Origin of the sequence: Pseudomonas sp. NMI760_13 (assembly GCF_021283245.1) — a bacterium.
In the GTDB taxonomy this organism is placed as follows: Bacteria; Pseudomonadota; Gammaproteobacteria; order Pseudomonadales; family Pseudomonadaceae; genus Aquipseudomonas; species Aquipseudomonas peradeniyensis.
In genome coordinates this window covers 1-25590 of record NZ_JAJSRC010000022.1, presented here as the reverse complement: position 1 = coordinate 25590, position 25590 = coordinate 1, and the positions used below count along the sequence as shown (strand labels likewise).

19 protein-coding genes and 1 pseudogene are annotated in these 25590 nt (G+C 61.9%); 10 read left to right on the top strand and 10 right to left on the bottom strand.

Going from position 1 to position 25590, the window contains the following annotated elements:
• Window positions 1-626: 626 nt before the first annotated feature.
• The 7 genes from LU671_RS20355 (at window position 627) to LU671_RS20325 (ending at window position 9583) form a co-directional block, all read left to right on the top strand.
• On the top strand, window positions 627-3503 hold the full coding sequence (locus LU671_RS20355) for a ribonucleoside-diphosphate reductase subunit alpha (RefSeq protein ID WP_203647706.1): 2877 nt from the start codon (window positions 627-629) through the stop codon (window positions 3501-3503).
• Between the two features lie 637 nt (window positions 3504-4140).
• Complete coding sequence (locus LU671_RS20350) at window positions 4141-5391, top strand: ribonucleotide-diphosphate reductase subunit beta (RefSeq protein ID WP_050704266.1); 1251 nt, start codon at window positions 4141-4143, stop codon at window positions 5389-5391.
• 79 nt (window positions 5392-5470) lie between these two features.
• The gene (locus tag LU671_RS20345) at window positions 5471-6229 is read left to right on the top strand and encodes a BRO-N domain-containing protein (protein ID WP_232856688.1); all 759 of its coding nucleotides are present in this window, start codon (window positions 5471-5473) and stop codon (window positions 6227-6229) included.
• A 104-nt stretch (window positions 6230-6333) separates the two neighbouring features.
• Window positions 6334-7344, top strand: a complete 1011-nt coding sequence (locus LU671_RS20340; RefSeq protein WP_232856687.1) for a phosphoribosyltransferase-like protein — start codon at window positions 6334-6336, stop codon at window positions 7342-7344.
• An 11-nt stretch (window positions 7345-7355) separates the two neighbouring features.
• Entirely contained in the window at window positions 7356-7961 is a 606-nt protein-coding gene (locus LU671_RS20335; RefSeq protein ID WP_269806779.1) for an NADAR family protein, read from the top strand.
• A 421-nt stretch (window positions 7962-8382) separates the two neighbouring features.
• Complete coding sequence (locus tag LU671_RS20330) at window positions 8383-8922, top strand: BRO-N domain-containing protein (protein ID WP_232856686.1); 540 nt, start codon at window positions 8383-8385, stop codon at window positions 8920-8922.
• On the top strand, window positions 8906-9583 hold the full coding sequence (locus LU671_RS20325; RefSeq protein ID WP_232856685.1) for a DUF6088 family protein: 678 nt from the start codon (window positions 8906-8908) through the stop codon (window positions 9581-9583). Before LU671_RS20330 ends, LU671_RS20325 begins: the two co-directional genes overlap by 17 nt.
• 164 nt (window positions 9584-9747) lie before the next feature.
• Here the strand turns inward: LU671_RS20325 and LU671_RS20320 are convergent, their stop codons facing one another.
• The gene (locus tag LU671_RS20320; RefSeq protein ID WP_232856684.1) at window positions 9748-10218 is read right to left on the bottom strand and encodes a GNAT family N-acetyltransferase; all 471 of its coding nucleotides are present in this window, start codon (window positions 10216-10218) and stop codon (window positions 9748-9750) included.
• Between the two features lie 344 nt (window positions 10219-10562).
• Between LU671_RS20320 and pdxR the strand changes: the two genes are divergently transcribed.
• The 3 genes from pdxR (at window position 10563) to LU671_RS20305 (ending at window position 15159) form a co-directional block, all read left to right on the top strand.
• The gene (pdxR, locus tag LU671_RS20315; RefSeq protein WP_232856683.1) at window positions 10563-12077 is read left to right on the top strand and encodes a MocR-like pyridoxine biosynthesis transcription factor PdxR; all 1515 of its coding nucleotides are present in this window, start codon (window positions 10563-10565) and stop codon (window positions 12075-12077) included.
• Between the two features lie 215 nt (window positions 12078-12292).
• Window positions 12293-13717 carry an L-lactate permease gene (locus LU671_RS20310; RefSeq protein WP_232856682.1) on the top strand — a complete coding sequence of 475 codons (1425 nt, stop codon included), beginning with the start codon at window positions 12293-12295 and terminating at the stop codon, window positions 13715-13717.
• 23 nt (window positions 13718-13740) lie between these two features.
• Entirely contained in the window at window positions 13741-15159 is a 1419-nt protein-coding gene (locus tag LU671_RS20305; protein WP_232856681.1) for an aminotransferase-like domain-containing protein, read from the top strand.
• Between the two features lie 122 nt (window positions 15160-15281).
• On the opposite strand, the gene LU671_RS20300 is transcribed toward LU671_RS20305, so the two are convergent.
• From LU671_RS20300 to LU671_RS20260, 9 genes and pseudogenes are all read right to left on the bottom strand, one after another.
• Window positions 15282-16181 carry a LysR family transcriptional regulator gene (locus tag LU671_RS20300; protein ID WP_186656140.1) on the bottom strand — a complete coding sequence of 300 codons (900 nt, stop codon included), beginning with the start codon at window positions 16179-16181 and terminating at the stop codon, window positions 15282-15284.
• Between the two features lie 46 nt (window positions 16182-16227).
• On the bottom strand, window positions 16228-18243 hold the full coding sequence (locus LU671_RS20295; RefSeq protein ID WP_232856680.1) for a pyridoxamine 5'-phosphate oxidase family protein: 2016 nt from the start codon (window positions 18241-18243) through the stop codon (window positions 16228-16230).
• Between the two features lie 18 nt (window positions 18244-18261).
• The gene (locus tag LU671_RS20290; RefSeq protein ID WP_232856678.1) at window positions 18262-18891 is read right to left on the bottom strand and encodes a glutathione S-transferase family protein; all 630 of its coding nucleotides are present in this window, start codon (window positions 18889-18891) and stop codon (window positions 18262-18264) included.
• Between the two features lie 177 nt (window positions 18892-19068).
• Entirely contained in the window at window positions 19069-19623 is a 555-nt protein-coding gene (locus LU671_RS20285; RefSeq protein WP_232856676.1) for a UPF0149 family protein, read from the bottom strand.
• A gap of 84 nt (window positions 19624-19707) precedes the next feature.
• A complete protein-coding gene (locus LU671_RS20280; RefSeq protein ID WP_232856674.1) occupies window positions 19708-20685 on the bottom strand; it encodes an asparaginase in 978 nt (325 codons plus the stop codon).
• Window positions 20682-21749, bottom strand: a complete 1068-nt coding sequence (locus LU671_RS20275; protein WP_232856736.1) for a hypothetical protein — start codon at window positions 21747-21749, stop codon at window positions 20682-20684. Before LU671_RS20275 ends, LU671_RS20280 begins: the two co-directional genes overlap by 4 nt.
• A gap of 93 nt (window positions 21750-21842) precedes the next feature.
• On the bottom strand, window positions 21843-22739 hold the full coding sequence (locus LU671_RS20270; protein ID WP_232856672.1) for a nitrilase family protein: 897 nt from the start codon (window positions 22737-22739) through the stop codon (window positions 21843-21845).
• 135 nt (window positions 22740-22874) lie between these two features.
• Window positions 22875-23186 (bottom strand): annotated as a pseudogene (locus LU671_RS20265) (FAD-dependent oxidoreductase); the annotation flags it as partial.
• Window positions 23187-23463: 277 nt separating this feature from the next.
• Entirely contained in the window at window positions 23464-25107 is a 1644-nt protein-coding gene (locus LU671_RS20260) for an acetolactate synthase large subunit (RefSeq protein WP_028692242.1), read from the bottom strand.
• Window positions 25108-25590: the final 483 nt, after the last annotated feature.

The following is a 25590-nucleotide window of genomic DNA, read 5'->3' as shown; positions in this document are numbered from 1 at the left end:
CAACCACCGCAAACAGCCCTCGACTGAACCGTTTTTTGTGATAGGGTGCGCGCCCGAAAAAAACTGCGCGACGGCGTAGCACAGACAAAAAATAGTGCAAACCTCTTGGGACAAGGCCTACAGCGAATACCCACGGATCACTCACAAAGTACCCACAAGTTATCCACAGGCGCTCACCTTGCAAAGCCCCCGAGACCGCATTATCTTGTATCCCTATCGCAGCGAACCACTAGATGTTGGGTTTCGCGCAAAATCACAAACACAAGTCGCCAGGCAAATTCAAGCGAATTTACCGACTGAACTTAACGTGATTTCAACAGCCAAACCGCTCCTGCGGAGGGCGACCGAGGCAAGCCGCAGACGGCCTTGTTCGGGTATGAGTGTTGCGGGCAACGCCTTGCCACTCATCAGCAACAGATTTTGGGTACGCCCAGAACCTTTGACTTCGGCCAGGGAGCGGCAGGTTATTGCCCCTTATTCCTGAGTCTGTCCCGAAGTCGGTAAGCCCGAGCGGGCGTGTGCGCGTGCATGACGCCTCCCCGCCCGGGCCATCGAGCAAGTGGACGGAACGGTGGGCGCCCCAACAAGGCGCCTGAACAAACTAGAAACTGTGGAGACACCCACCCATGCAAACCGACACAACTCGCGAGAACCCGCAGGCCAAGGCGCCGCAGGCCGAATCCAACCAGGATCTGGCTGCCACCGCCCCCGGCCAACTGCGCGTGATCAAGCGCAACGGCACTGTCGTCCCCTACACCGACGACAAGATCACCGTGGCCATCACCAAGGCGTTCCTCGCAGTTGAAGGCGGCACCGCCGCCGCCTCGTCGCGCATCCACGACACCGTCGCGCGCCTGACCGAGCAGGTCACCGCCACGTTCAAGCGTCGCATGCCATCGGGTGGCACCATCCACATCGAAGAAATCCAGGACCAGGTCGAACTGGCCCTGATGCGCGCCGGCGAGCAGAAAGTCGCCCGCGACTACGTGATCTACCGCGACCAGCGTGCCAAGGAGCGTGCCACCCGCTCCAACGCCGACAGCGTGGTCGAGCCGCACCCAAGCATCCGCATCACCCTGGCCGACGGCAGCCTGGCTCCCCTGGACATGGCCCGCCTGAACACCATCATCAGCGAAGCCTGCGAAGGCCTGGCCGAAGTCGATGGCGAGCTGATCCAGCGCGAAACCCTGAAGAACCTGTACGACGGCGTGGCCCTGAAGGACGTCAACACCGCCCTGGTGATGACCGCCCGTACCCTGGTCGAGCGCGAGCCGAACTACTCGTTCGTCACCGCCCGCCTGCTGATGGACACCCTGCGCGCCGAAGGCCTGGGCTTCCTGAATGTCGCCGACAGCGCCACCCACCACGAGATGGCCGACCTGTACGCCAAGGCCCTGCCGGCCTACGTCGAGAAAGGCGTCGAGTTCGAACTGCTCGACCCGGCGCTGAAAGGCTACGACCTGGAGCGCATGGGCAAGGCGATCAACCACGAGCGCGACCAGCAGTTCACCTACCTGGGCCTGCAGACCCTCTACGACCGCTACTTCATCCACAAGGATGGCGTGCGCTTCGAGCTGCCGCAGGTGTTCTTCATGCGTGTGGCCATGGGCCTGGCGCTGGAAGAGAAAGATAAAGAAGCCCGTGCGATCGAGTTCTACAACCTGCTGTCGTCCTTCGACTACATGGCCTCGACCCCGACCCTGTTCAACGCCGGTACCCTGCGCCCGCAATTGTCGAGCTGCTACCTGACCACCGTGCCGGACGACCTGTCGGGCATCTATCACGCGATCCACGACAACGCCATGCTGTCGAAATTCGCCGGTGGCCTGGGCAACGACTGGACCCCGGTGCGCGCCCTGGGCTCGTACATCAAGGGCACCAACGGCAAGTCGCAAGGCGTCGTGCCGTTCCTGAAAGTGGTCAACGACACCGCCGTCGCCGTGAACCAGGGTGGCAAGCGCAAGGGCGCCGTGTGTGCCTACCTGGAAACCTGGCACCTCGATATCGAAGAATTCATCGAGCTGCGCAAGAACACCGGTGATGACCGTCGTCGTACCCACGACATGAACACCGCCAACTGGATCCCTGACCTGTTCATGAAGCGCGTCTTCGATGACGGCAAGTGGACCCTGTTCTCGCCATCGGAAGTGCCTGATCTGCACGACCTGACCGGCAAGGCCTTCGAAGAGCGCTACGAGTACTACGAAGCCCTGACCGAGTACAACAAGATCAAGGTATTCAAGACCATCCAGGCCAAAGACCTGTGGCGCAAGATGCTGTCGATGCTGTTCGAGACCGGCCACCCATGGCTGACCTTCAAGGACCCGTGCAACCTGCGCTCGCCCCAGCAGCACGTGGGCGTGGTCCACAGCTCGAACCTGTGCACCGAGATCACCCTGAACACCAACAAGGACGAGATCGCGGTCTGCAACCTGGGCTCGATCAACCTGCCGAACCACATCGTCGACGGCAAGCTGGACACCGCCAAGCTGCAACGCACCGTGAACACCGCCGTGCGCATGCTCGACAACGTGATCGACATCAACTACTACTCGGTGCCGCAAGCGCGTAACTCGAACTTCAAGCACCGCCCGGTCGGCCTGGGGATCATGGGCTTCCAGGACGCGCTGTACCTGCAGCACATCCCGTACGGCTCCGATGCTGCCGTCGAGTTCGCCGACAAGTCGATGGAAGCGGTCAGCTACTACGCGATCCAGGCTTCCTGCGACCTGGCCGACGAGCGCGGCGCCTACGAGACCTTCCAGGGTTCGCTGTGGTCCAAGGGCATCCTGCCGCTGGACAGCCAGCAGATCCTGATCGAGGCCCGTGGCCAGAAGTACATCGACGTCGACCTGACCGAGAGCCTGGACTGGGCACCGGTGCGCGAGCGCGTGCAAAAAGGTATTCGTAACTCGAACATCATGGCCATCGCGCCGACCGCGACCATCGCCAACATCACCGGCGTGTCGCAGTCCATCGAGCCGACCTACCAGAACCTGTACGTGAAATCGAACCTGTCGGGCGAGTTCACCGTGATCAACCCGTACCTGGTCCGCGACCTGAAGGCCCGCGGCCTGTGGGACTCGGTGATGATCAACGACCTGAAGTACTACGACGGTTCGGTGCAGCAGATCGAGCGTATCCCGCAAGAGCTGAAGGACCTGTACGCCACCGCGTTCGAAGTCGAGACCAAGTGGATCGTCGATGCCGCCTCCCGTCGCCAGAAGTGGATCGACCAGGCCCAGTCGCTGAACCTGTACATCGCCGGCGCTTCGGGCAAGAAGCTCGACGTGACCTACCGCATGGCCTGGTACCGTGGTCTGAAGACCACCTACTACCTCCGTGCCCTGGCCGCGACCAGCACCGAGAAGTCGACCATCAACACCGGCAAGCTCAACGCCGTGTCGAGCGGCGGCGACAGCGCCCCGGTCCAGGCCGCGGGCCCTGCCCCGGTACCGAAGGCCTGCGCCATCGACGAGCCGGATTGCGAAGCCTGCCAATAAGGCCTTCGCAGCGCTGAGCTGACCATGCCGCCTCAACCGCCCTCACGGGTGGCTGAGGCGGCATTTTTTTGCGCCCCGACATCCCCTGCGGGAGCGGTGCGTGGGAACGGCACGTGGGAGCGGGCTTGCCCCGCGATAGGGCCCCTACAGGCAATACAACCCCTGGGCCCTGACCAAGATCAAAACACCATATGTAGCGCCAAACAAAAAAAATCACACTACATATAGGATCTAATCCCATTTAGGGCTAGACTCTTACCCCGTGACGAACCACCGGTATCCAGTGAACGGAAGCACGTAATGCAGGTCGAAAATTTACCGCCCTGCGCCCCCTGCGCCGCCCCGATCCAAAGTGATTTCCGGTATACTTCGCGGCCCCAAAAAGGGATGAGCCAATGATCGACTGCGTGAAGCAAGCCCCCCGGGGCCACACCGCAGGTTTTATCGTTGCCGTACAGCTTCCAGGTGCCCTGCCCCCTCGCCCGAGTGCAGGCCAGGCGCCGACCCGAACACCTTCAAACGTGACGAGAGCCCGCTCTCACTGCCTGCCGTAACGTCCGTTGGCGTCGCGCCGTACAGGCATCACTTCAAAATCCAACCGGTTGCCCCGCGCAACCCTCTAGCAGGAGCCAGGACCATGCTGAGCTGGGACGAATTCGACAAAGAAGACGGTGAAGTCGCCGCCAAAGGCAACACCCCCGCGCAGGCCGCAGCCGCCACCACCCTCGACAAGCTCGACAGCGCCGGCGGTGCCGCCGCCCTGGAAGCCCGTGCCGCCACCGCCGCCGACTCCGACGCCGTCAAGCGCGCCAAGGCTGCGCTGGACGCCCTGGATATCGCTGAAGGCCTGGCCGAGCTGGAAGGCTCCTCGGCCCGTGTCGCCGTTGACGAAAAGCGCATGATCAACTGCCGCGCCGACCTCAACCAGCTGGTACCGTTCAAGTACGACTGGGCCTGGCAGAAGTACCTCGACGGCTGCGCCAACCACTGGATGCCGCAAGAGGTCAACATGACCGCCGACATCGCCCTGTGGAAGAGCATGGACGGCCTGACCGAAGACGAGCGCCGCATCGTCATGCGCAACCTCGGCTTCTTCTCCACCGCCGACTCCCTGGTTGCCAACAACCTGGCCCTGGCCGTGTACCGCCTGATCACCAACCCGGAGTGCCGCCAGTACATCCTGCGCCAGGCCTTCGAAGAGGCGATCCACACCCACGCCTACCAGTACTGCATCGAGTCGCTGGGCATGGATGAAGGCGAGATCTTCAACATGTACCACGAGATCCCATCGGTCGCGAAAAAAGCCGCCTGGGGCCTGAAGTACACCCGCGCCATCTCGGACCCGGAGTTCAACACCGGCACCGTCGAAACCGACAAAGAGCTGCTGCGCAACCTGATCGCCTACTACTGCGTGCTGGAAGGCATCTTCTTCTACTGCGGCTTCACCCAGATCCTGTCCATGGGCCGCCGCAACAAGATGACCGGCGTCGCCGAGCAGTTCCAGTACATCCTGCGCGACGAATCCATGCACCTGAACTTCGGCATCGACGTGATCAACCAGATCAAGATCGAGAACCCGCACCTGTGGGATGCCGCGATGAAGGAAGAGGCTACCCAGATGATTCTGCAGGGTACCCAGCTGGAGATCGAATACGCCCGTGACACCATGCCACGCGGCGTGCTGGGCATGAACGCGGCGATGATGGAGGATTACCTCAAGTTCATTGCTAACCGTCGACTGACTCAGATTGGTCTGAAGGAAGAGTATCCGGGGACTACCAACCCGTTCCCTTGGATGAGCGAGATCATGGACTTGAAGAAGGAGAAGAACTTCTTTGAGACTCGGGTGATTGAGTATCAGACTGGTGGGGCTTTGAGCTGGGATTGATAGAGGCCAGTAGCCATGATATAAGAACGCTATGCGTTAACAACCCCGCTCAACGCGGGGTTTTTTATGGATGAAGCGAATGCAAACTCTACTATTAGACTATCAAGCAGAACATGGCTCATCACCTATTCGAACAATCTATGTCGAGGGCGAGCTATACATCTCCCTAGAAGATGTAGTTCTGACGTTAGCAAGAACCAACTCGTCATTAGCAGGACAAAGATCAGGGCTAGGTTCCTTAGTCAACGCCCAGAAACAAGTACTCGACGCAGATGAGTGTCGCCACTTCCCCTCCAATGACAAGCACGATTCCAGAACTGAAGTATTCATAACTGAACCCGGGTTATATCGCCTGATATCTAGGGACAGTACCCCAGCCAGCAAAAAATTCCAACGTTGGATATTCCACGAAGTACTTCCATCAGTTAGAAAATATGGTACATACCCACCTCCTGTTCAACAAAGCTCAGAGATAATGTCTTTAGCTCAAGCTCTAGCACAAAATGCTAGTTTACTCGTTAAAGAGATCGCTGAGCGAGAGCGGTTGGAGCTAGAGACAAACCGACGCTTCGAAGAGCACGAGCAGAGCTTCATCCAAATACGTAAAGAACTTACCGCATTATCCTCACCCTCAAGCGACGACCAATTCATCAACATAGTTTCATACTGCGAAAAAGAAGAACTAACAATTGACAAACTCCACCTATCAGCGATGTGCTTCAAAATATGCATTGAAGAGCATATTGAATTTAGGAAAAGCCCGTTCGCAAAATCACTTGAAGACTACTCCTACCCAGAACCTCTTATCAAAAAAGCGCTAGAAATAATCAACAAATAAAAGCAACACCTAACCCCAGAGACCACTAGCGTAGCAAAATTCTAACAAGCCCGACAACAAACACCTAACAATCCATTTCAAACCAAACACACGGACTGATGTTTATGACAGAACTGGAAGAGCTAAAAAACAAACTGATTTCTATCGTCGGCAACTATAAAGAATGGTTAGGACTTCAGTTTGATCAGGATCACATTTCTCGCTGGCTAAATCAGTTCCCTCAAGCGATCCACCACACCCTGTTAGAAGAGCTATGTTTCGTACTAGAAAAAAGCTATTTGAACAAAGAAGACATCGAAAACTATTTCAAAACTGCCATTATCGAGCCAAACCTTATAACACCTGAACGAACCAATACTCTAAAAAAAATCAGCTTACTAGAAATCCAAGATGGCGGTAACAGCCAAAAAGATTGCAATAAAATATTCAATGACATCCTAGAGAAAAGAATCAATCACCGCTCCCTGATAAACTCCCCAGATTCTCAAATTTATCTATATCTCGATGATGTTGTTTTTTCCGGGCAACGCGTTCGGACCGATCTGATCAAGTGGGTTAGAAATACAGCACCTTCAGAATGTCAGATTTATGTTTTCTCCCATACCATGCATCAGCTATCTTGTTGGTATAACCAAAAAAAAATAGAAGAAGAAATCCTCAAAAGCGGAAAAAATGTAACTTTAAAGATTCTCTGCGAGAGGTTAGTAGAGGATCGCCTAGCGTTCACGGATAGATCTGACGTCCTAAGGCCAGTCGATCGTCAGCGAAGTTTGTCAGTAGAGAACTATGTAAAAACTCTTCAGAAACCTCCTGCATACAGGAATGCTGGGAGCGTCGGCGGTCAAAAATTCTTCTCAAACGACCAAAACCGACAACTTCTCGAAGACGCCTTTTTAGAGGCAGGCTCAAAAATACGGGAAATCTGCCCAAATTTCAGTCAATTTCATCGACCTCTCGGCTATATGTCACTAGATAGTCTAGGATTTGGCACAATGATAGTCTCCTACAGGAATTGCCCAAACAACGCGCCTTTAGCATTGTGGGCAGGACATCCCTGGTATCCTTTGTTTCCTAGATCGAACAATATTTCCGTCGCGCAGCGCCTCGGTTTTTAGAGCCTAGCATAATGCCTAAAGTTGAGATAAGAACCTACCAACCATCCGAGTGCATAGTCTTTCACAAGACTAAGGACGCCTTTGGCGGGCTATCCAACATGTCACCTGGCTTTCCGATACTGGTCAATGACTTAATTATACCAACATCAGAAGCCCTCTATCAGGCATGCCGTTTCCCTAACAACCCAGAAGCCCAACAACTCATAATTTCTCAAACAAGTCCGATGACAGCAAAGATGCGCTCAAAGCCGCTAAGACATCTAACTCGCCCGGACTGGATGATGGTAAGAGTGCGAATCATGAGATGGTGCTTAAGGGCAAAGCTCTTAAGCAACATGAGCCGATTTTCCGAGCTAATACTATCAACCGAAAATAAAAGCATTGTCGAGCACTCAACGCGCGATAGTTTTTGGGGAGCGATTCAGGACAAAAACGGCATACTTTGCGGGGCAAATGTACTTGGACGTCTACTCATGGAGTTGCGGCAAGACATCATAAATAATGCTGACCCTTATGACTTCTTAGAACCACCCGCTATCGAAAATTTTTTAATACTCAACAAACCGATAAATATTATTTACCCTAGAAAGGATATAGACCTGTTCACAGGCATGTAGCCTCACCCCGCACACGCCAACAATGAAGAGTTGTACAGCAGTTCCAACACCCTAAAATTTAGGAAATATCCTACACATCACCATTTGACTGCTCATTCCCTAGCAACTAACTTACTCGCCGGCGCCTAAGAAACGCCTAACACGGCGGTCTACCCGCTCCCGACAGATGCGGCTTTTTTGTGCCTGTGGTTTACTGCTGCGCGCAAAATGCACTCCGTTATGTCGGGAGTGGGCTAATACAAGACCCGCAAGGGGAATACGTCCGGCCTGCCGTGTAGGTTTCTTAGCTCCCGACACCCCAGCCTTAAGAATGCTGACCACGCACGGAGGTAAAGGAAATGCCTATCGAGTCGAGCACTCGCAGGCCTCTCGCAGATGCGTCCCGCCTGCCTAGAACGCTTCAAAATCCAGGAGGCCAGCCATGACTGACCTCCACGCCCCCACCCTCTTCACCCGCCACAACCGCCCCCTACACACCCTCTGGCTCGAATCCCAAGCCTGGTTCTGCGCCCACGAACTCGGCCGGATGACCGGGCGCTTCTTCGACGAACACTGCATCCGCAAGCTCGACCCGGACCAGCATCGCACCGTGCAACTGCTGCGCTACGGCCAGTACAGCGAGACCACCATGGTCAGCGAGTCCGGGGCCTATACCCTGCTGGCCCATCATCACATTCCGGAAAACCGCCACCTGCGCCACTGGCTGACCCATGAGGTGGTGGCGGTGCTGCGCGATGGGCAGGACTCGGCGCTGGAAGACCTGCCGCGCCTGGGCAGGATGTGCTGGCCGGGTGGGCATACGGCGAGTCTGTTGTATTGGCAGAGTGAACCTTGGGTACGAATGCGGGATATGCCGGTGGTGATGGCGGCGGAGAGGCCCGTGGTGGTGCCCGAGCGGCGCAAGCTGAGCTGGAAGGAATGTGCGCAGCGGGCGTTACGGTTGCATGGGGTGGGGGATTGACCAGCTGGAGGCTTCAACCCAAGCCGATGAGAAGGCAAGCGTGTCGGTAGCGCAGGCGATTGCCGGCCACATTCGTTATCTGGCCCGAGGCAAGCCGTTCTCTGTTCAACACTTCACGAAGTTCGGATCACGCTCCGCCGTGGACAAGGCTCTGACCTGCCTTGTCCGGGCGGGCGCCTTGGAGCGCGTGGCGCGAGGTGTGTACATGCGCCCAAAGTGCAGCCCCTATGTGGGCAAGGTGCGACCGGGACCTGTCACCGTGATGATGGCAATGGCCAAGGCACGCGGCGAGATCATCCAAGTGCATGGGGCCGAAGCAGTTCGATGGTTCAGGCTCAGCACGCAGGTTCAGGTGCGGCCGATGTACTACACCAGTGGCTCCAGTCGTGATCTACGGGTGGGTGATGCGGTCATCCACTTGCGGCATGTATCAGCGGATAAGTTGCAATGTGCGGGTAGTCAGGCCGGCTTGGCGCTGTGTGCGCTTTTTTATATCGGCAGACGCGAACTGACGGGCGCGATGGTTCAGACGATTCTATCCAGGCTCGATACCGGAGAGGCAGAGAGATTGATGCGCTGCAGGATGCCTCGGTGGATGCGCAAGATTGTGGATGGAGCGTATGGGCAGTCAACGCCCGCCTCAGCCCGAGGAAAGGGCTGAAACGAGCTGTACGTATTGCTGAAAGAGCCGTGCAGGGGATGGCACCGGTTTCGCCGGTGTCTGCCCGTCAGTACAGGCAACGACGATGATCTTACCGTCCCAATCGCGGGGCAAGCCCGCTCCCACGCCCTCATTTGCTCACAATGGACTTAGGCACAATGGCCTTAGTGAGCACCATCCAGCGGCATCCGGTACTCGATCACCCCCGGCTTCTCGGCAACCCAGTCATACAACCGCTGCGCAGTCCGGTTGGTCTCCTGGGTATGCCAGTACAGCCGGTCGCATTGCTGCTGCCGGGCCTGGTCCTGGACGAACTCGATCAGTTGCTTGCCGACCATCCGCCCCCGGGCGCTCGGGCACACGTACAGGTCTTCCAGGTAGCAGAAGTCGTTGCATCCCCAGGTCGAGCGGTGGAACACATAGTGGACGAAGCCGAAGAGTCGTTCGCCGTCGGTGGCCACGGCGCAGTGCATGGGTTCGGTCGGGTCGAAGAAGCGGGCCCAGGTGCGCTCGGTGATGGCTGGGCCCAGGTCTACCTGGTAGAAGGCCTGGTATTGGGACCAGTAGTCGTGCCAGGGCTGGAGGTCGGTTTGCTTCACTTCGCGGATGAAGACGGGTAGTTGGGTGGTGGTCATTGGTGGAACCCCTTTTTGGGCAAAGCAGTGTGGATGAGTGAGGGGCCGGCCTGCCCGTAGCAATTGCCTTCCTTGGTGGTTGCTTGCGGGCTGGGGTTTTATAGCGGATAAATGGTTGGTTTTTACCTGCCAATTAGTCGTGAATATCCAGACCATTTTAGGGTTCTGGAAGGGCGTAAGGCTCGGGATTGCCGGGGCTGCTTTGCAGCCCTTTCGCGGCGCAAGGCCGCTCCTACAGGAGGGCGCGGTCCCTTGTAGGAGCGGCCTTGTGCCGCGAAAGGGGCGCGAAGCGGCCCCGGCATTGGCAGCCATAAATCAGGTCCATCAGCCAGGGAATCAGGCCAATGTTCAAACACGCGCAGCTGGAATCGGTGAAAGCCTGGATCAACGACCCCGCCCATGGCGCGCTGGCCTTGCATGTGCGTATCCAACGGGCGATCCGCCAGTTGATCCTCGACGGCGCACTGCCGGTGGGCAAGGCGTTGCCCGCCTCGCGCCCGCTGGCCCAGTCCCTGGGCGTGTCGCGCGATACCGTGGAGTCGGCCTACAGCCAGTTGCACGCCGAGGGCTTTATCGAGCGGCGCGTGGGCAGCGGCAGCTTCGTGTCGCAACGGGCCCGCTGCCTGCCGTCGCGCAAGCGCCAGCGCCCGGCACATCAGCAAGCCCCCGTGCAGTTGAGCCACCGAGGTGAAGCGGTGTTGCACAGCGGTGGCGTCCACAACTTCCAGTCGCCCCGCCCCTTCGCTCCAGGCGTGGCCGAAACCCGGCACTTCCCCCTGGCCATCTGGGAGAAGCTGGAGCGGCAGGTGTACAAGGAATACGGCACACGGGCGCTGGAACACAGCGAGCCGCAGGGCATGGCCCCGTTGCGCAGGGCAATCGCCGACTACCTCAACCTCGAGCGCGGGGCCCAGGCATCCGCCGAGCGCATCCTGATCCTCACCAGCTCGCAGCAGGCCCTTGGCCTGTGCGCCCAGGTGCTCATGGACGCAGGCGACCAGGTGCTGGTCGAGGACCCGCTGTACCAGGGCACCCGCAAGGCTGTCACCGCCGCCGGCCTGGCATGCGTGCCGGTCCCGGTGGACGCGCACGGCCTGCAGGTGGACGCCATGGCCCGGCTGGCGCCGGATGCCCGGGCGGTGTTCCTCACCCCTTCGCACCAATACCCGACCGGCGCGACCCTGGCGCTGGACCGGCGCCTGCTGGCGATCGAATGGGCCCGCCAGCAACAGGCCTGGATCATCGAGGACGACTACGACAGCGAGTTCCACTACGCCGGCCGCCCCACCGCCTGTGTGCAGGGCCTGGACCCACACGACCGCACGCTGTACATCGGCACCTTCACCAAATCGCTGTTCGCCGGCCTGCGCATCGGCTACCTGCTGCTGCCGCCCCAGCTCGTCACGCCGATGACCGCCGCCCGAACGCTGCAGGACGGACATAACGCCTCCATCGCCCAGCTGACCCTGGCCCGGTTCATGGAGGGTGGCCACTTCAACGCCCATGTGCGGGCCATGCGCGCGCTCTACGCCGAGCGGCGGGATGTACTGGCGGATCTGCTGCGCAGGCACCTGGGGGCGTTTCTCGTGCCGCAGGTGCCCGCCGGCGGGCTGCAGATGCCCTGCCATTTCGTGCAGGGCTTGCCTGAAGACGCCGTGGTCAGGGCGGCACGCGGAGTAGGGATCGATCTGTTGGGGCTGGGCAGCTTGTACGCGGTGCCGAGGAACGATGCCGGCTTGCTGATGGGGTTTGCGGCACTGACACCCGCTGAAATGAGGGCGGCGGTGGTGAAACTGGAGAAGGTGTTGGCAGGTGCCCAGAAGAAAATAGGCTCGCCCACGCCACAAATCGGCATCTAAAGTGCCAGACAGGAAATCCTGTCGAACGTGGTCATGGGCGAGTTAATAGTTGAGCGTAGCGCGGATATCCAAGTCTGCAAACGCAGGCCCCATTGCCCCCTCGATACCTGCCAGAGCTGTATTGAAAAACCCAGCCCCCCTGTATCTATTGCAGACCCACCCTTCCCTCCACCATCCCTTCCACACTCCCCTGGATGGCTAAAGGAACCCGCATCATGGCTGCCCTGCTGCTGCAAATGTCCCCCATTGGCCTGGTGATCGCCCTGATCCTGCTGCTGCGCCGCCCGCCCGTGCAAGCTGCGCTGGCCGGCGTGGCCGGTGTCCTGCTGCTGTGGGGCCTGGGCGCCGCGCAGCCGCTGTCGACGGCGGTGTCCGGCGCGATCCTGCAAGACACGCTGATCCTGTTTCTCAGCACCGCCGGCGTGATCGTCCCGGGCCTGGCCTTTGCCATTCTGGTCGAGCGCGCCGGCGCCCCGCAGGCTATCGGGGCCTGGGTCCGGGAACTGGGCTGGACGCCACCGATGCAGGTGATCTTCATCGTCCTGGGCTTGGCGCCGCTGCTGGAGGCGATGACCGGGTTCGGGGTGTCGCTGATCGCCACGGTGCCATTGCTGATGGGGCTGTTTTCGCGCCAGACAGGCATGAAGATGGCGTTGGCGGGGATGGTGGTGATGCCGTGGGGCACCCTCGGGCTGGCCACGGTGATCGGCGCGCTGCTGGCCCATATGCCGGCGCAGGAACTGGGCAGCCATTCGGCGCTGGTCAGCGCACCGGTGTTTCTCTGCCTGGCCGCCGTGGCACTGGCCTTGGCGGGGATCCGCAGTCTCAAGGCATGGCTAGGGCTGGCGGTGATCTCGCTGCTGTTCAGCACAGTGCTGTATACGGTCAACCGCTGGATCGGGCCCGAGGCTTCGGGCGTGCTGGCCGGGCTGGCGGTGGCCTGCACAGGCCTGGGACTGTCCTGGGCACGGCGAGGAACGTTGGTGCACTGGCCGCGGGCGGCATGGCCGTACCTGGCGTTGCTCGGGGTGATCGTCGCCTCGCGTGGGCTGTTCCTGGTCTCGGGCTGGGACGGCGGGTGGGTGGTGCACGGCGCCAATGTGGCGTGGAAGCCACTGGCTTCGCCGGGGCTGGCCTTGCTGCTGGTGGTGCTGATGATGGTCGGGCGCCAAGGCGCGGGCTTCCCATGGCAGGCGTTGGTCACCCGGGCGCGGTTCCCGGTGGCGACGATCTTCCTGTTCCTGCTGCTGTCGCAGGTGATGGTCAAGGCCGGCTTCCTGGTCGAGGCGCAACGGGCCTTGCAGTCGCTGTCCGGCGTATCGCTGGCCGCGACGGTGTCGTTGCTGGCAGGGCTGGCCGGCTATGTCACCAGCTCCAACGTCGGCGGCACCACCCTGGTGATGCCCGCCATCGCGGCACTGTCCGACAGCCATGGTGCCTGGCTGGCCGCCATGGCCAACAGTGCCGCCGGGCACGGCGCGCTGGGATCGTTGTCGATCCTGTCGCTGATCATCGGGCTGGCCGGTGCCAACCGCACCGAGGAGCACGGGCTGATCCGCTTCGGCTTTACCCTGGTCGTGTTGAACATCGTCATCGTGGCTGCAACCGGCGTAGTTTTGCTCTACCTTTCCGGGGCCTGAACCTGACTCGACAAAGAGCCCTCATGGACCGCATTTCCAAGCCCGACAAACGCTGGCACACCGTCAACGCCTGGCTGCTGCGCCAGATCGACAGCGGCGAATGGCCCAGCGGCATGCAATTGCCTTCGGTGCGTGAACTGGCGCGGCTGTTCGACAGTAGCATCGCCACCGTGCAACGGGCACTGGCGGAGCTGGAGGCCAATGCCTATGTGCAGGCCACGCCACGGGTGGGCTATTTCGTCGCCAAGGGCGCGGCCCAGGTGCAGGGGTTCGACCTGGCAAGCGTCACCGTCAACGTCGACCACGCGGTGGTCGCCATGCTTGCCCAGGCGGCCAGCAACACCGCGCTTTCGCTGAGCTCGGCGGTGCTGCATGACGAACTGGCGCCCCAGGTTCTGCTGAGCAGATGCCTGGCCTCCCTGGCGAGCAAGGCCGATCTGGCGCTGGCCGGGCTGATCGCCCCACCCGGCCTGGCCTCGCTGCGCCGACGCATCGCCGGGCTGATGCTGCAACGCGGCGTGGCCTGCGGGCCGGACGATATCCTGGTGACCTCGGGCGACACCGTGGCCCTGGAGCTGGCCCTCGAAGCCGTCGCCCGGCCGGGGGCCACGGTGGCCATCGAAACGCCCACCTACTACGGCATCCTGCAGACCATCGAACGCCTGGGGATGCGCGCCCTGCCCATCCGCACCCACGCCGACAGCGGCATGGACCTCGAGCACCTGGAATGGGCCCTAAAGCGCGGCAAGGTCGATGTGGTGTTCCTCAACCCGACGCTGCAGAACCCACGGGGCTTCATCATGCCCGACGCGGCGCGGGCACGGCTCTCACAGCTGGCGCAGGCGGCGGATGTGCCGATTATCGAGGACGATATCTTCTTCGACCTGGTGGACGAGGCGCAGCGGCCGAAGGCGATCAAGCACTACGACGAGACTGGGCAGACGATCTATTGCTCGTCGTTCTCCAAGACCGTGGCGCCGGGGTACCGGGTGGGCTGGTGCGTGGCCGGACGGTACCGGGATGCGATCCTGGCCCAGATGTTTTCGCGTAACCTGGCGGTGTCGAGCCTGGCGCAGCGGGTGCTGGATGAGTTTATCGGGCGGGGGTACATGGACGAGCACTGCGCGAAGCTGCGCGGGCGGCTGGTAGCGCAGACCGAGGTGATGGCGACGCTGGTGCAGTCGGTGTTTCCGGCGGGGACACGGTATGTGGCGCCGCAGGGCGGGTTTATCCATTGGGTCGAATTGCCGGAAGGGACGGACATGCTGGTGCTGCAACGGCTTGCGGCGGAGCGTGGCTGCAATGTCGGCGCCAGCGGGATGTTCTTTGCCGATGGGGAGTGTGGCACTGGGTTGCGGGTGTGCCTGGGGCGGGTGATCACGCCGCAGGTGATGGGCGGGTTGAGGGTGCTGGCGGAGTGTGCGGCGCTTTCAGGCGCTTGATTGCTGGGGGCGCTTTGCGCCCCTTTCGCGGCACTAGGCCGCTCCTACAGAGAGATGCACGCTCCCGTGTAGGAGCGGCCTTGTGCCGCGAAAGGGCTGCGCAGCAGCCCCAGCTATCTGGATCAGGCCAAATGCACCTGGCTGCGCAAATGCTCGGCCAACATATCGATAAAGGTCCGCACCTTGGTCGAGCCATATTTGCTCTCCCGATGCAGGATATGGATCGGCCAGGGCGCCTCTTCATACTCGGCCAGGATCACCTGCAAGCGCCCGGCCGCCACTTCATCCGCCACCTGGTACGACAGCAGCCGGGCAATCCCGAGCCCGGCACTGGCCGCGGCGATGGCGGCGTCGTTGCTGGTCACGGTGAGGCGCGGCTTCATGCGGATCAGCGTCGGGTCGTCGATGGCGCCGAAGCGCCAGTCCGTGCGTGGCGACAGGGTCCCGGCGGCGATGACTTCATGCTTCTGCAATTCCGAGGGATGGCGCGGTGTGCCGTGGCGTTCAAGGTACTCGGGCGAGGCGCACAGCAATCGGCGCATCCTGCCCACGCGCAACGCCTTGAGGCCCGAATCGGGCAACTGGCCGATGCGCACCGCCACGTCCATGCCCTCCTCCACCAGGTTCACCACGCGGTCGAGAAAGTACGCCGACACATCCACCTCGGGGTACTGCTGCAGGTAACGGACGATGCACGGCATGACGAACTTCTTGCCGAACAGGATCGGTGCGGTCACCGCCAGGTCGCCCTTGGGCGCGGCGTTGATGCCGGCGGCGGCTTCGTTGGCCTCGACGATGCTGGCGAGGATATGCCGGGTATCTTCCAGGTAGCGCCCGCCGGCCTCGGTCAGGCGCACACTACGGGTGGTGCGCAGCAACAGCTTGACCCCGAGTTGTTCCTCCAGGGCGCTGACGGCGCGGGTCACCGCCGCCGGCGAGATGGCCAGGCGACGGGCGGCGGCGGCGAAGCTTTCCAGCTCGCCCACGGCCACGAACACTTTCATCAGGTGGATCTGGTCCATGCCGCGCCCCACGCGTTGTCGTGGGGCGATTATCGCCGTGGTCACGCTAGAGCTCCAGTACCAGGGGCTGCACGCCGCCCTCGGCCTGGGCGGGGATGGCGCAGCAGATCAACACGCTGCCGGGCTCGGGCAATTCGGCGGGCGGGTTCGGGTAGTGGACCTGGCCGCTGACCAGTTTGGTCCTGCAGGTACCGCAAGAGCCCCCTCGGCAACTGAAGTCCGGCGACAGGCCACGGCTTTCCGCCAGTTCCAGCAGCGTGCCGCTGTCCGGCGCCCAACGCGCTTCCTTGGCGGAGCTGGCGAAGTACACCGGCACCGGCTCGCTGGCGGGAGGGGGCTGTTGCAGCGTCGGCTGGTTGTCGTCGGTGTGGCGGCGCAGGGTCGAGGGGCCGAAGGCTTCGGCATGGATGCGGGCGTCGGGCACATGCACGCCGCGCAGGCCTTCGTACAGGTCCTGGGTGAAGCTGGCCGGGCCGCAGAGGTAGAAGTCGTAGTCATCCAATGCCAGCGTGGCCTTGACCTGCTCGATGCCCAGGCGGCTGGCGAATTGGTAGTCATGCCCTGGCACGGCCGAAGGTTCGGGCTGGCTCAGGGCACGATGGATGCTCAGAAAGCCATTGGCCTGTTGCTGGAGCGCGGCAAGCTCCTGCTGGAACGGCATGTCGGCCAGTGTGCGCCCGCCATGGAACAGATGGATTCGCCGCCCCTGCCCCTTGGCCAATTGCTCGCGGAGCATGGCGATCAACGGGGTGATGCCGACGCCCGCGCCGATCAGCACAAGGGGCCGGTCGCTCCGCTGATCCAGGGTGAAGCTGCCCATGGGCTGGCGCACCTCCAGCCGATCGCCAACCTTCACCTGTTGGTGCAGATAACGTGACGCCGGCCCCTGCGCCTTGACACTGATGCGCAGGAAGCCATCGGACGGCGCGCTGGACAAGCTGTAGGTACGGATCAGCGGCGCCTCCCCATCGATACGCAAACGCACGGGAATATGCTGGCCAGGGGCGAAGGCCACTGTGGCGCCATCCTCGGGTTGCAGATGAAACGAGCGGATATCGCGACTCTCCTGCTCGATGCGCAGTACCCGCCAGGTCAGCCACTGGCGCTGCCGTTCGCGCTGTTGCAGGCGCTGCTCGGCCTCGCGCCAGGTGCCGGTCATCAGGCTGGTGGGTGCGTATTCCTGGAAGGCCCAGCGCAGCGATACGGCAGCAAGGCGCAGCACCACCTGCTCGATGTCCAGGGTCCAGATCCGCTCGGCGCCTTCGAAGGCGCTGATCAGCGGGCTGTCGAGAATCACCTCGGTACGCCCGGAAACCTGCAGCACATCGCCCGTGGTGAAGTCGACGAACAGCAGGCCGGCGACCGGGTTGACCAGCAGATTGCCGAGGGTATTGAAATGCAGGTTGCCGGCGTAGTCGGGAATGGTCAGGCGATTGCCCTCGACCCTGACGAAACCAGGCCGGCCACCGCGATGGGACACGTCCACCGAGCGCTGGCCAGCGTCCTGATCGACGTAGCTGGCGACAAAGAAGGTGTCGGCGCTTTCGATGATGGCGCGGGTCGCGGCATCCAGTGCCGTTGAATTCCGGCGCCCCTGCGGCGGCTCGTCGACACGGGTGTACTCACGCAGCTGAATGTACTGCGGGCAGTTGCCGAACGACTGCTCGACCACCACCTCCAACTGGCCGGCGCTGGCCCTGCGGATTAGGCCATTGAGGCGATTGCGCCGCCGCGTGTGCAGCTCGATCCCCAGCAGGCCGATGGCACCACCCGCCACCAGCCCTGGCGTGGCCGGATCGTCGCTGGAGAGGTCGGTGCCGATCAGCAGCTGCCGTGGATCGGGCGAGCTGACGAAGCCTTCCGGGCCTTCGAGCAGCGTCGCCCAGGGTTTGCCTGCGGCGTCCACGGCACCGGCCACCATAAACGGCAACTGCTGGTAGAACGTGCGATGCTGGTCGGGCATGTAGTCACGAATGACCTTCTGCCCGAACGCCTCCATGCGCTCTGCAACACCGACGTGCTCCTGCAGCTGTTTTTCACCTGCATGCCAGGGCGATTGCATGGCGGCATCCCTCGGGAGTCAGAGCGTGGTCTGCAAACCGATGACCGTACGTGGCATCGGCACAAAGCCCGGCAGCGCCTCGACACGGGCCAGCCAGGCGCGCACGTTGGGGTACGGCTCCAGCGACACGTTGCCTTCCGGCGCGTGGGCGATGTACGAGTAGTTGGCGATATCGGCGATGGTCGCCTGGCTACCGACCAGGAACGGGCCCTTGGCCAGTTCAGCGTCGATCACCTTGAGCAGGGTGTGGGCGCGGCCGATGACTTCATCGGTATTGAACGAGGCACCGAACACCGTCACCAGGCGTGCAGCCGCCGGGCCGAAGGCCAGGGGACCCGCCGCCACCGACAGCCAGCGCTGTACACGGGCGGCGCCGAGCGGATCCGCAGGCAACCAGCGCTCACCGCCGTAGGCCTTGGCCAGGTAGACCAGGATGGCGTTGGAGTCGGCGATGACGATGCCGTTGTCATCGATCACCGGCACCTGGCCGAACGGGTTGATGGCGAGAAATTCTGGCTGCTTGTGCTCGCCCTTGGCCAGGTCGACGAAGACCAGTTCGGTAGGCAGTTCGAGCAGCGACAGCATCAGCTCGATGCGGTGGGCATGGCCGGACTTGGGGAAGTTGTACAGCTTGATCGGGCTTGGCATGTGCGGGGCTCCGGATCAGCGCCGGGAGTGGCGCTGCTGGAGGACATGCTGCACCGGATCGCCCGACAGCAGAATCAGTGCTGGGAGCAATCCAGTATTTCGGTAGGTGGAATAATCACGATTGCGGGGCAAGTCGGGTCGCCGCATCGCCGCTCCCACGCGCCCGCGACTACGATCTCAATGACGGTGCTGTTTCTGGTACTGATACAGCCCTCGCGCCGCCTCGACCACCAGCGGCACACAGGCCTGATGCTCATCGAAGCTCATCGAATCGAGCAGCTCGAAATTGTCTTCCAGCCCATGCAGGGAAATGGCCTTGAGCAGACGATCCTGCTCCGGCGGCAGCTCGCTCCACTCGGCTACCTGGGTACCGCGCATGTAGCCGAAGCACCATTCCTCGAGAATGATCGTCGGGCCCTCTTCGCCTTTGCCTTCCTCGAACAGCGGTTCGAAGTGCTCAATGTCGTCGGCCAGCTCTTCCGCCACCTGGCTGGCGTAACGGAGCATCAACGCGGTGTAGGCCTCTTCATGGGCGGGCTTCTTGAACTTCGGCACCTTGCCGCCGGCGACAGCGGGTAGCCATTGCTCAGGGTTGACCTTGCTGGGGGAACTGGCCAAAGCGGTGAAGAAGCCGTTGAGTTCGGCGAGGTTGAGCACCGAATAGTCGTTGCCGTAGGTCATCAGCAGGTCTTCGAGGCGATCGAGTTCTTTTTCGCTGAGCGCGGGGAGCATGGGCGGGTGTCCTGGGGCGGAAATTTGCGTGCACCCTAGCACAGGCAACGCCTGCCCGCTCCCATCAAGGGAACGGGCATCTGGCTATTGCTGCAGCCAGTGCGCCAGGTCGGCCTGCCGCCCGCTGCCGATCAGCAGCCACAGCAAGAGTCGGCACTTGCGCGGGCAGAGCCAGCCGGCCATGTGCAGGCCCCGGGCCTGCAGGTCGATCTCACCGCCGATGAATCCATAGGTCCCCTGGGCTGTCGGGCCATTGCCGGTGCGGGTGGCGATGATCACCGGCATGTTGCCGGCGATGCTCCCCAACGCCTCGGCCCAGGCTTCGGAAACATGGCCTGCGCCAAATCCGGCAACCACCAGCCCTGAATAGCCCAGGCCTCCGAGCGCTTGCAGCAGCCTCGTATCGGCATCGAGACAGGCCTCCAGCAGGACGACCTGGTGATCCACCTGCACCGGCAGGGGCAACACCCGCCGTGGCGTGGCAGCCTGGCGATAAATTGGGCGGCCCTCCACGACCTCCCCTATCGCTCCTGTGCCGGGCGACTCGAAGGCCGCCATTGCCAGGCTGGCAGTCTTGCGTACCCGGGCGGCTTGGTGGATCTGGTCGTTGATCACCACCAGCACGCCACGCCCCCGGCTACCATCGGCTATCGCCATCTGCACTGCCGCCAGCAGGTTCGCCGGACCATCCGCGCCCGGTTGGCTGGCCGAACGCATGGCGCCGGTCATGATCAGCGGGATGTCATGGGGCCAGAGCAGGTCGAGGAAATACGCGGTCTCCTCCAGCGTATCGGTGCCTTGGGTGAGGACCACGGCCTGGGCCCCCGCTTGCACTTGCGCGCTTGCCCAGGCCAGCGCGCTCAGCATGTTGCTGAACGCCAGCGAGGCGCTCGGCACCAGGCATAACGTGGCGGTACTAATCTGTGCCAGTGCCTGCAGTTGCGGCAGGGACGCCAACAGCGCGGCGCAATCGAGCCGGGGTGTCACACCCTGCCCCGGCCCCTCGGACTGCATACTGACCGTGCCGCCCAGGCTGGCGATCGAAACACGTGGTGCTGTCATGGGTTACCTCCCGCAAGCAGGCCGACCAGGGGCACGATGCCCAGGGTGCTGATGGCCATGGACAGGACATTGCCGATATAGCCGTGCATGTAGCCCGGCAAGCGCTGGCTGATGGCCACGGCAAGCGGTGGCGCGATCAGCGCGCCGAGCACGGCGCTGGCGACGATCACCTGCCAGCTGCCGCCCAGTGTCAGCACGGCGGCGGGTACGATCGAAACGATAGGAATATAGGTCGGATACCAGCCCCGTTCTTGCCATTGCCGCCGCCAGAACAGCACACCGACCAACGATGCCAATGCCTGCCCAGCCACCATCTGCAGCACCAGTTGCGATCCGTAGGCCGGTGCCGCCGGGGCCAATACATAAGCCAGCAACACGCCCAGCAGCAAGCCGAGGCTGGCCAGTTCATTGCCAAAAAACGGCGCCTCGCTGAAATCGGCCAGTACCCGACGCAGGGTCCAGACCACACCATAGTCGGGCTGGCTGGCCGTCGCGGCGACCACTGGACGCTGTCCGTCGCGAACCAGCGCCGGGAAGCGCTTGCACAGCAGGAACGCCAGTACACTTGCCAGGGCCATGCCACTGACATTGCCGATCACCACCGGCAACTGCAGCGGGTAGCACAGGTAGTTGACCAGCAGCAGGCTGGCGGGCGTCACCAGCACGGCACCGAGCAGCGCGCCATTGATCGTGACGCGCCAACCGCCGCCAAACAGCAGGACCATGGCCGCCGGTAACGAGACAAAGGCGACGAAGGTCGGCTGCCAGGCACCACCGTCCAGGGTCCAGCCCCACAACGCATGGCTGAGCAGCAGGCCAAGCAGCGAGCTGATGATCAGCCAGGGCCACAGCCCGGTGCCGTAGCAGATGGCAAAGCCTTGCCAGCAATACCCGCGCTGCTGGGCCCAATGCGCGAGGCTCGCCCCCAGCAGCAGCCCCAGTGCCGGCAATTCGTGCTTGTAGAAGGCGACCTCGCTGATATCACCGACAATCCAGCGCAACCTGCTCAGTGGCTGGTCGAGGGTTGCGACGAGCTGCGCATAATCGGGCCATCCACCCAACATCAGGCTGGCAACGCAAAGCAGCGCAAGGCCCAGGAGAATCAGCGACGACGACCGTTGCCGCGTTAAGGAAAGGCGCTGTTCCATGACGCCTCCTCAACGTGGCATCGGCGCATGCAGCCGATAACCCAGGGTGGCGTCGTAGAGGTCGGTGCGCCGGTCACGCGGCAGGTCGTTGAGGCTGTTCCAGATCGGCGCCGAGCGGGCGGCGCTAAGATCGACGTCGGCATAGAGGACGCACTCCTCCTCGGCATTGGCCACCTCGCCGATAGGCCAGCCGTTGGTGCCGGCAATCAGCGAACAACCGAGGAAGCGCCCGCCCCGTTCGCGACCGATGCGATTGGCGGCGGCGATGTAGACATTGTTGACGTGGGCCGCGGTCATTGTCAGGTACGAGGCCATGCAGCGTCCGGCCTCGTCGAACAGCGGCGGCGGTGTCCAGACCCAGTTGTTCAGGCTGCAGATGATGTCGGCGCCCTGCGCCGCCATGAGCCGTGGCACCTCCGGGAACCAGATGTCCCAGCAGATCAGCAGGCCGATGCGGCCGATGGGTGTTTCGAATACCGGGAAGCCCAGGTCCCCTGGCGTGAACCAGAGCTTTTCCTGGTTCCACAGGTGCGCCTTGCGGTAATGCCCGAGCAGCCCTTGCGGGCCGAACAGCACGGCGCTGTCGAAGAGCTTGAGGCCGTCACGCTCGGCGAAGCCTGCGGCCAGATACACCTGCTGCTCACGGGCGAACTCCGCCCAGGCCCGCAGACATCGCCCATCCTCCAGCGACTCGGCGTGGGCATAGGCCTCGGCGCGGGAGTTGAAGGTGTAGCCGGTGTTGGCCAGCTCCGGCAGCACGATCAGGTTGGCCCCTTCACGCGCGGCGCGGCGGGCCAGGGCCAGGCCACGGCTCAGGTTGCCATCGCAATGGTCCAGGCCGACCTGCGGGTCGTACTGGATGACGGCAATGCGTACGGGGCTGACGGGAGTGGTGTGTTCCTGCATGGCGGCTTCCTGTTCTGGTTGTTGTGGAAGGCCGCCAGTAGAACGGGCATGGCATAAGGGACGACAGTCAGCGGAATCCTCTGGAACTGAGGGAGATTGCGAAAATACCTGGAGGAGCACTCCTACAAAGTTGTTTCAAAGCGCCTGTCGAGGTACCTGATAATGCGGATAGTGCTCCAGGCTGAAGCCCCCCTTGAAACGTGCGCCGGTGTTGTTGCAGAGGTTGATCACGGTGTCGATGGCAGTACGCAGACACGGCTCGGTCCAACCGGCATCGACAGAGAAAGACTCCCCGGCGAGGTAGAGCCCTGAATGGGCACTCAGGTCGCGGTTGTACTTCATCAGGCTTACCGCGTCGTAATAGGCGTCCGCCCGGTACAATTTCGCACAGCCAAGTGCACTCCTGTCTGTCATCCATCTTTGTATGCGGGTGTTTCCAAGATCGATGCCAAAGGGCGGCTCAACGACATGGGCGCAGGAGATTTTGCGTTGATCTGCTGGTGATGGTTTCGGGTTCTCAGGGTAGGTGAAGAGCCTGAGCATGCCGAGAGCAGGGAGGTGGGGATGGGTAGATGTGTATGGTGGTGCTGTGTGTGTCGTTGTCTGAACTGACGCTATCGCGGGGCAAGCCCGCTCCCACGCCCCCCGTTCCCACAGGCCTGTATTAGCGCAGTGGGAACGGATAGCGTGGGAGCGGGCTTGTCCCGCGATGGGTCGTCAGCGTTTAGACCGCCAGCGCGCGCTCACGCAGCTCGCTGTTGAGGATGCGGTCGTTCTCGCTGTAGTCCACCGGGCAGTCGATCACGTGCACGCCCGGGGTCTTGATGCAGTGCTCGAGCAGCGGCAGGAAGCCTTCGGCGCTTTCCACGCGGTGGCCATTGGCACCGTAGGCTTCGGCGTATTTGACGAAGTCCGGGTTGCCGTAGTCCAGGCCGAAATCGGTGAAGCCCATGTTGGCCTGCTTCCAGCGGATCATGCCGTAGCCGTCGTCACGCAGGATCACCACGGTGATGTGCATGCCCAGACGTACCGCGGTTTCCAGCTCCTGGCTGTTCATCATGAAGCCACCGTCGCCGCATACCGAGATGACCGGGCGATCCGGGTACACCAGGTGCGAGGCCATGGCCGATGGCAGGCCGGCGCCCATGGTCGCCAGGGCGTTGTCCAGCAGCACGGTGTTGGGCTTGTGGGCCTTGTAGTTGCGGGCGAACCAGATCTTGTAGATGCCGTTGTCCAGGGCAACGATGCCTTCGGACGGCAGGGCGCGACGGATGTCGGCGACCATGCGCTGCGGGTAGACCGGGAAGCGGTCGTCATCGGCGCCTTCGGCGATCTGCGCTTCGTTCGCTTCACGGATGGCCATCAGGCGGGTGAAGTCCCAGTGGCTGGTGTCGGTCAGCGCTTCGCTGATCTGCCACACGGCGTTGGCGATATCGCCGATCACTTCCACCTGCGGGAAGTACACGGCGTCTACCTCGGCCGAACGGAAGCTGACGTGGATCACTTCGGTACCGCCACGGACCATGAAGAACGGCGGCTTCTCGATCACGTCGTGACCGATGTTGACGATCAGGTCGGCGGCTTCGACGGCGCGGTGCACGAAGTCACCGGACGACAGCGCGGCGTTGCCCAGGAAGCGCGGGTGGCGCTCGTCGACCACACCTTTACCCATCTGGGTGGTGATGAACGGGATGCCGGTCTTGTCGATCAGTTGCTTGAGGACCTTGGCGGTCATCTTGCGGTTGGCGCCGGCGCCAATCACCAGGATCGGATTGCGGGCGTTCTGCAGTTTCTGCACGGCGGCTTCGATGGCCACGTGCTCGGCCAGCGGGCGACGGTGCAGGCTGCGCGGGATCGGCAGCGCATCGGTCTGCTCGGCGGCGATGTCTTCCGGCAGCTCCAGGTGCACGGCGCCCGGCTTCTCTTCTTCGGCCAGGCGGAAGGCCTCACGCATGCGCGCAGGGATGTTGTCGGCCGAGGCGAACTGGTGGGTGTACTTGGTGATGGGGTCCATCATGCCGCACACGTCGATGATCTGGAAACGGCCTTGCTTGGACTTCTTGATCGGCTTCTGGCCGGTGATCATCATCATCGGCATGCCGCCCAGGTAGGCGTAGGCGCTGGCGGTCACCAGGTTGGTCGCGCCAGGGCCGAGGGTCGACAGGCTGACGCCGGTCTTGCCGGTCAGGCGGCCGTAGGTGGCGGCCATGAAGCCCGCGGATTGCTCGTGGCGGGTCAGTACCAGCTTGATCTTCGACTTGCGCAGGGACTCGAGCAGGTCGAGGTTTTCCTCACCGGGAATGCCGAACACATACTCGACACCTTCGTTTTCCAGGCATTGCACAACGACATCGGCGGCCTTGGCCATCTTGCTTCTAACCTCAAGTAATAGGACGGTGAAAGTCCAGAAATGCGCAGCACGGTACGCTGGCATCGCTCGGTCCGGGTGCCAGGATTGCCCCGAACCTAAGCCTTGACGCAGGGTAGGTACGGGGAAGTCACGTAATTGTGACGGCAATATTGTCGCACCTGTGACGAGGCGATGTGAGGTAGCCGACGAGCAAAGGATATTTGCATGATCGTCAGCAAACGGATCCCCTGCAATAACAGAATACCGTGGGAGCGGGCTTGCCCCGCGATGAGGCCAGATCAGGCAGTGATGTTGCCTGGGCTGGCCTGATCGCGGGGCAAGCCCGCTCCCACGTTGTGTGTTTCAACAGTAGAGGCGGCGTTGGCTTTGGGAACGCGGAAAAGACAAAACCCCTACCTGCTCGCGCAGATAGGGGTTTTGCGAAATGAATCTTGACGATGACCTACTCTCACATGGGGAAACCCCACACTACCATCGGCG

Bases quoted from the DNA above. Each gene is read 5' to 3' on its own strand.
- LU671_RS20275 (WP_232856736.1), bottom strand. From the start codon at position 21,749: ATGTTGGGTGGATGGCCCGATTATGCGCAGCTCGTCGCAACCCTCGAC.
- LU671_RS20310 (WP_232856682.1), top strand. From the start codon at position 12,293: ATGGCTGCCCTGCTGCTGCAAATGTCCCCCATTGGCCTGGTGATCGCC.
- LU671_RS20320 (WP_232856684.1), bottom strand. From the start codon at position 10,218: ATGACCACCACCCAACTACCCGTCTTCATCCGCGAAGTGAAGCAAACC.
- LU671_RS20345 (WP_232856688.1), top strand. From the start codon at position 5,471: ATGCAAACTCTACTATTAGACTATCAAGCAGAACATGGCTCATCACCT.
- LU671_RS20335 (WP_269806779.1), top strand. From the start codon at position 7,356: ATGCCTAAAGTTGAGATAAGAACCTACCAACCATCCGAGTGCATAGTC.
- LU671_RS20280 (WP_232856674.1), bottom strand. From the start codon at position 20,685: ATGACAGCACCACGTGTTTCGATCGCCAGCCTGGGCGGCACGGTCAGT.
- LU671_RS20295 (WP_232856680.1), bottom strand. From the start codon at position 18,243: ATGCAATCGCCCTGGCATGCAGGTGAAAAACAGCTGCAGGAGCACGTC.
- LU671_RS20290 (WP_232856678.1), bottom strand. From the start codon at position 18,891: ATGCCAAGCCCGATCAAGCTGTACAACTTCCCCAAGTCCGGCCATGCC.
- LU671_RS20325 (WP_232856685.1), top strand. From the start codon at position 8,906: ATGGGGTGGGGGATTGACCAGCTGGAGGCTTCAACCCAAGCCGATGAG.
- LU671_RS20260 (WP_028692242.1), bottom strand. From the start codon at position 25,107: ATGGCCAAGGCCGCCGATGTCGTTGTGCAATGCCTGGAAAACGAAGGT.
- LU671_RS20340 (WP_232856687.1), top strand. From the start codon at position 6,334: ATGACAGAACTGGAAGAGCTAAAAAACAAACTGATTTCTATCGTCGGC.
- LU671_RS20270 (WP_232856672.1), bottom strand. From the start codon at position 22,739: ATGCAGGAACACACCACTCCCGTCAGCCCCGTACGCATTGCCGTCATC.
- LU671_RS20355 (WP_203647706.1), top strand. From the start codon at position 627: ATGCAAACCGACACAACTCGCGAGAACCCGCAGGCCAAGGCGCCGCAG.
- LU671_RS20285 (WP_232856676.1), bottom strand. From the start codon at position 19,623: ATGCTCCCCGCGCTCAGCGAAAAAGAACTCGATCGCCTCGAAGACCTG.
- LU671_RS20330 (WP_232856686.1), top strand. From the start codon at position 8,383: ATGACTGACCTCCACGCCCCCACCCTCTTCACCCGCCACAACCGCCCC.
- pdxR (WP_232856683.1), top strand. From the start codon at position 10,563: ATGTTCAAACACGCGCAGCTGGAATCGGTGAAAGCCTGGATCAACGAC.
- LU671_RS20300 (WP_186656140.1), bottom strand. From the start codon at position 16,181: ATGGACCAGATCCACCTGATGAAAGTGTTCGTGGCCGTGGGCGAGCTG.
- LU671_RS20350 (WP_050704266.1), top strand. From the start codon at position 4,141: ATGCTGAGCTGGGACGAATTCGACAAAGAAGACGGTGAAGTCGCCGCC.
- LU671_RS20305 (WP_232856681.1), top strand. From the start codon at position 13,741: ATGGACCGCATTTCCAAGCCCGACAAACGCTGGCACACCGTCAACGCC.